The 5,048-nt window shown below is 68.1% G+C and carries 3 protein-coding genes; 1 reads left to right on the top strand and 2 read right to left on the bottom strand.

What is annotated here, in order from left to right; genetic code table 11:
• Window positions 1-199, bottom strand: a 199-nt coding sequence (locus VFV09_01560; GenBank protein HEU4866390.1) for a PaaI family thioesterase, incomplete at its 3' end; no start/stop codon positions are given.
• Window positions 196-4,638, bottom strand: a complete 4,443-nt coding sequence (gene gltB, locus VFV09_01565) for a glutamate synthase large subunit (GenBank protein HEU4866391.1) — start codon at window positions 4,636-4,638, stop codon at window positions 196-198. The genes gltB and VFV09_01560, both read right to left, overlap by 4 nt.
• Before the next feature lie 97 nt (window positions 4,639-4,735).
• Here gltB and VFV09_01570 point away from each other — a divergent pair.
• A partial coding sequence (locus VFV09_01570) for an FAD/NAD(P)-binding protein (protein HEU4866392.1) occupies window positions 4,736-5,048 on the top strand: 313 nt, incomplete at its 3' end.

Consider the following 5,048-nt stretch of genomic DNA (forward strand, 5'->3'; position numbering starts at 1 on the left):
CCAGGGAGGCGATGGACTCCACCAGCACCGCAGACGCGCCGCCGTGGAGCATCCCCCACGGCTGGGAGTTGGGCGTCACCGGCATCCGGGCGACGATCCGGGCCGGTGAGGCCTCGACCCACTCGATGCCCATTAGCGACATCAGTGGGCCGCGGCCCCTCTCGTTCAGCTCCTCGGGAGTAGGCTCCTCGTCGCTCACTTACCGGCCAGAGAGCCCTCGTGGGCGCTCTCGATCTTGGCGACCTCGGCTTTGGGCGCCAGCCGCCAGAAGTGCTCGGACTCGGTCTCCCAGTTCTCCAGCAGCGAGTACGCTCTGTCGGACCCGGTCAGCTCGGCGTGGTCGGCAATCAGCTCCAGCAGCTCGGCCAGGTCGGTGCGGCGGGGGCGGTGAAGGTCGACCAGCTCAGGGTTCACCCGGGCCCTGAGGCGCATCTCCGGGTCCCAGACGTAGGCCTGCCCGCCGGTCATTCCCGCTCCCATGTTCCAGCCGGTAGGTCCGAGGACGACGACGGTTCCGCCGGTCATGTACTCGCAGGCGTGGTCCCCGGCGCCCTCGACGACCGCGGTGGCCCCGGAGTTGCGGATACACAGGCGCTCGCCGCCCTTGCCGGCTACGAACAGCTGCCCTCCGGTCGCGCCGTAGAGCACGGTGTTGCCGATCAGGTGCGGGTCGCCGGCGTCGTTCTCCGGCGCCTTGATGACGATGCGCCCGCCGCCCATTCCCTTGCCGACGTAGTCGTTGGCCTCGCCGGTCAGGATGAAGGTCACACCCTCGCTGAGGAACGCCCCGAAGCTCTGTCCGGCCTCGCCGTCGAACCGCGCGGTTGCCTTGCCGGGAGGCGCGTTGAACCCGTGGTCGTGGGCGATGCCTCCGCCCAGCCGGGCGCCGACGGTGCGGTCCTTGTTGTGGATGGGGTAGGAGAAGTCGACCTCTCCGCCCTTCATCAGCGTCTCGAAGCAGTCGTCGAAGACCTTGTCGCCCAGCTCCGAGGTCGGCTGCTGGATCGGGTGGGACGCCACGAAGTGGCGGGTGCCCTCCTCCTGGAACATCATCGGGCTCACGTCGAGCATGCCGGCGCGGTCGGACTTGAGGTCGGCCTCCAGCAGGTCCATGCGGCCGATGGCCTCGTCGAGCGAACGCAGTCCCAGCGACGCCAGGATGCGGCGGGTCTCCTCGGCCACGAACACCAGGTAGCGGGCGACCTTCTCCGGCGTGCCGGTGAACTTGGCCCTGAGGTCCTTCCGCTGGGTGGCGATGCCGACCGGGCAGGTGTCCCGGTGGCAGGCACGCACCATGATGCAACCCTCCGCCAGCAGCAGCGAGGTCCCGAACGAGTACTCGTCGGCGCCGAGCAGGGCGGCCATGATCACGTCGCGGCCGCTCTTCATGCCGCCGTCGACCCGGATTTTCACCCGGTCCCGCAGGCCGTTCTGCATGAGCGTCTGCTGGGTCTCGGCGATGCCGAGCTCCCAGGGCAGGCCGGCGTTCTTGATCGACGAAAGGGCGCTCGCGCCGGTTCCGCCGTCCCAGCCGGAGATCTGGACCACGTCGGCCAGAGCCTTGGCGACACCGGCGGCGATCGTGCCGACACCGGCCTCTGCGACAAGCTTCACCGACACGGTCGACTGCTGGTTGACCTGCTTCAGGTCGAAGATCAGCTGGGCCAGGTCCTCGATGGAGTAGATGTCGTGGTGCGGAGGGGGGGAAATCAGCGCAACGCCCGGGCGGGTGTGCCTCAGGGCCGCGATCTCGTCGGTCACCTTGTGACCCGGAAGCTGGCCGCCCTCACCGGGCTTGGAGCCCTGGGCGATCTTGATCTGGATCTCCTCGGCCCACGACAGGTACTCCGGCGTCACGCCGAAGCGACCGGACGCCACCTGCTTGACCTTGCAGCGCCGTTCGTCGCGGTAGCGGCTGGGGTCCTCGCCGCCCTCTCCGGAGTTGGCGGAGCCGCCGATTGAGTTGAGGGCGATGGCCAGCGTCTCGTGGGCCTCGGCCCCGATGGCGCCGTGGCTGATCGCGCCGGTCGAGAACCGCCGGGTGATGGCTTCGACCGGCTCCACCTCGTCGAGCGGGACCGGCTCGGCGGCCTTGAACCTGAACAGGTCGCGGGGTTCGGTCTGCGGCCGCTGCTCGACCAGCGCCGCAAACTTGGCGTAGGTGTCCCACTCGCCGTTGGCCACGGCCTCCTGAAGGGTGTCGACCACGTCGGGGTTGGTGGCGTGGTACTCGCCGTTGACCCGGTACTTGATGTAGCCGGGGTGCGGCACCCTCGGGGCGCTCTGGAAACCCTTGTCGTGGCGCCTGAGGACGTCGTCGGCGATCTCGGCCAACCCGATGCCGCCCATCGGCGACGGGGTGCCGGTGAACGCCAGGTCGATGACCTCGGGGCCGATGCCGATTGCGTCGAAGATCTGGGCGCCCCGGTAGGAGTCGGTCGTGGATATGCCCATCTTGGACATGATCTTCAGCACGCCCTCCTCGACTGCCAGGCGGTAGCGCATGAGAGCCTCCTGCACCCCAATGTCCTCGCCGAGGCGGCCCTTGTTGGTGATGTCGGTGAGCGACTCCAGCGCCAGCCGGGGACAGATCGCCTCCGCGCCGTAGCCCAGCAGGCAGGCGAAGTGGTGGACCTCCCGCGCCTCGTCTGTCTCGACCACGAGGCTGGTGCGGGTGCGGTGGCCGGAGCTCATCAGCCTCTGGTGAACCGCGCCGACCGCCAGCAGCATCGGGATTGGCGCCCGCTCCGGGCCGGTCTCCCGGTCGGAGATCACGATGATGCCGCTGCCCAGCTGTGCAGCCTGCTCCGCTTCCTCGCAGATGGCTTCCAGCTTGTCAGTCATGCCCTTGGGGCCCTCTTCCACCGGGAAGGTGGCGTCCAGGCGATAGCCGCCCAGGGCCTTGAACAGGAAGAACGTGTCCAGCTCGAGCAACGCGGCGCTTTCGGGGCGCTCCCACAACACCGGGTCGTGGGGGCCGATCAGCGTACGGATGCTCATGACCGAACGCTCACGCATGTGGTCGATGGCCGGGTTGGTCACCTGGGCAAAGCGCTGCTTGAAGTAGTTGAAGAGGGGACGGTTGAACTCGCTCAGGACTGCGGGTGAGGTGTCGTCGCCCATCGACGACGTGGGCTCGTGGGCGGTGGACGCCATCGGACGGAGGATGACCGTGAACTCCTCCTTGGTGTATCCGAACGCCACCTGGCGCTGAACCAGGTCGGCCGGGACCTGTGGGTCCGGGGCGACCAGGGAGGTCTGGGTCAGGTGCTCGGATACCCACTGGCCGTAGGGCCGGCGCTTGGCCAGCTTCTCTTTGACCGGGTCGAAGATGAAGCCGCCGTCCTCCGGGTCGACCAGGAGCATCTGTCCGGGGCCGAGCTTGCCCCGCTTCACCTGGCCGTGGCCGCGGGTGTAGATCGACCCGGCCTCGGAGGAGCAGGCGACGAAGCCGTCCTCGCACACCGAGTAGCGCAGCGGGCGGAGGCCGTTGCGGTCCAGGGAGGCGCCGATCTTGAATCCGTCGGTGAAGACCAGTCCGGCCGGGCCGTCCCACGCCTCCATGAGGCAGGAGTGGTAGCGGTAGAAGTCGCGGACCTCGTCGTCCAGGTCCTCGAGCTTCTCCCAGGCGCACGGGATCAGCATCGCCATGGCGTGCGTGACGTCGCGGCCCTCGCGGTTCAGCAGCTCCAGGACGTTGTCGAACATCGCCGAGTCGGAGCCCTCCTCGTCGATGACCGGCCGCAGCAGCTCCTCCTCCAGCAGGTTGCGCTTGCCGAGGCGGCCCTCACGGGCCTTCATCCGGTTGATGTTGCCGGCGATGGTGTTGATCTCACCGTTGTGGCAGCTCTGCCGGAACGGCTGGGCGCGCTCCCAGGTGGGGGCGGTGTTGGTGGAGAAACGCTGGTGGAACATCGCAAAGGGAGCGGTGAAGTTGTCCTGGGCCAGGTCGGGGTAGAACTGGGCAAGCTGGTCGGCCACGACCAGGGCCTTGTAGGTGATGGTCAGGAACGAGAACGACGGGAAGTAGATGCGGATTCCCTCGTCCCGGCAGGTCTTCTCGGCGCGCTTGCGGGCTCGGATGCAGCGGCGCTCGGCCTCGGCGGTGCTGACCCCCACGGGGCGCAGCAGGATCGCCTGCTCGATGCCGGGATGGATTTCCTTGGCCTGGTCGCCGATGTAGTCCAGCTCGATGGGGACCTCACGCCAGCCGACGACGCCGATGCCCTCGCGGTGGCAGGTCTCCTCGATTATCTTGCGGTGCCCGGTCTGGCCGGGGGGCCACACGAACGCCATGGCGACACCGATGAAGGCCGGGTCGGCGTCGGTGTGCAGCTCGGAGGCAAAGAACTGGGCGGGGAGGGGGAGGAGGAGGCCGGCGCCGTCGCCGCTCTTGGAGTCTGCCGCCACCGCTCCGCGGTGGCGGACCCGGCACAGGGAGTAAAGCGCCGAATCGACAATCGTCCGGCTGCTCCGGCCTTCGACGTCGGCGACAAAGCCGATGCCGCAGGCGTCGCGCTCGTAGCGGGGGTTGTACAGACCTCGGGAAGCGTTCAGCTTAAGGCTCCTTTCCGGCAGCCACTGTCTCGGGCGCCGTCTCGTTTGGGGCTGTTGAGGCTGTCCGCACTTCGGGGACAAAAAAGGCGCCCGCCAAAGCGAGCGCCGTTGCTCAAAAAAACTGTTTTTGATTCGGTCAAAGTGTAGCCGAAGTTTTGCCGCAAGTTAAGTTGATTTCATGACTACCCGGACTCTCAGCATTTTAGGCGCGGGGCCGGCAGGTCTGGGCGCCGCCTACCGGGCCGCGCAGTCGGGCCACGAGGTAACGGTTCTGGAGAGGTCGGACCGGGTGGGAGGGCTGGCCGGGAGCTTCGAGGTCGGTGGGATTCGGGTCGACCACGGGAGCCACCGGCTGCACCCGGCGACCGAGCCCCACCTAATGGCCGAGCTCTCCCGGCTGCTGGACGGCGACCTTCAGCAGCGGCAGCGCCACGGGCGCATCTACCTGGAGGGGAGGTGGATCGCCTTCCCACTGCAGGCCGCCGATCTGG

The sequence above is a fragment of the Actinomycetota bacterium genome, assembly GCA_035759705.1.
Taxonomy (GTDB): Bacteria; Actinomycetota; CADDZG01; order JAHWKV01; family JAHWKV01; genus JAJCYE01.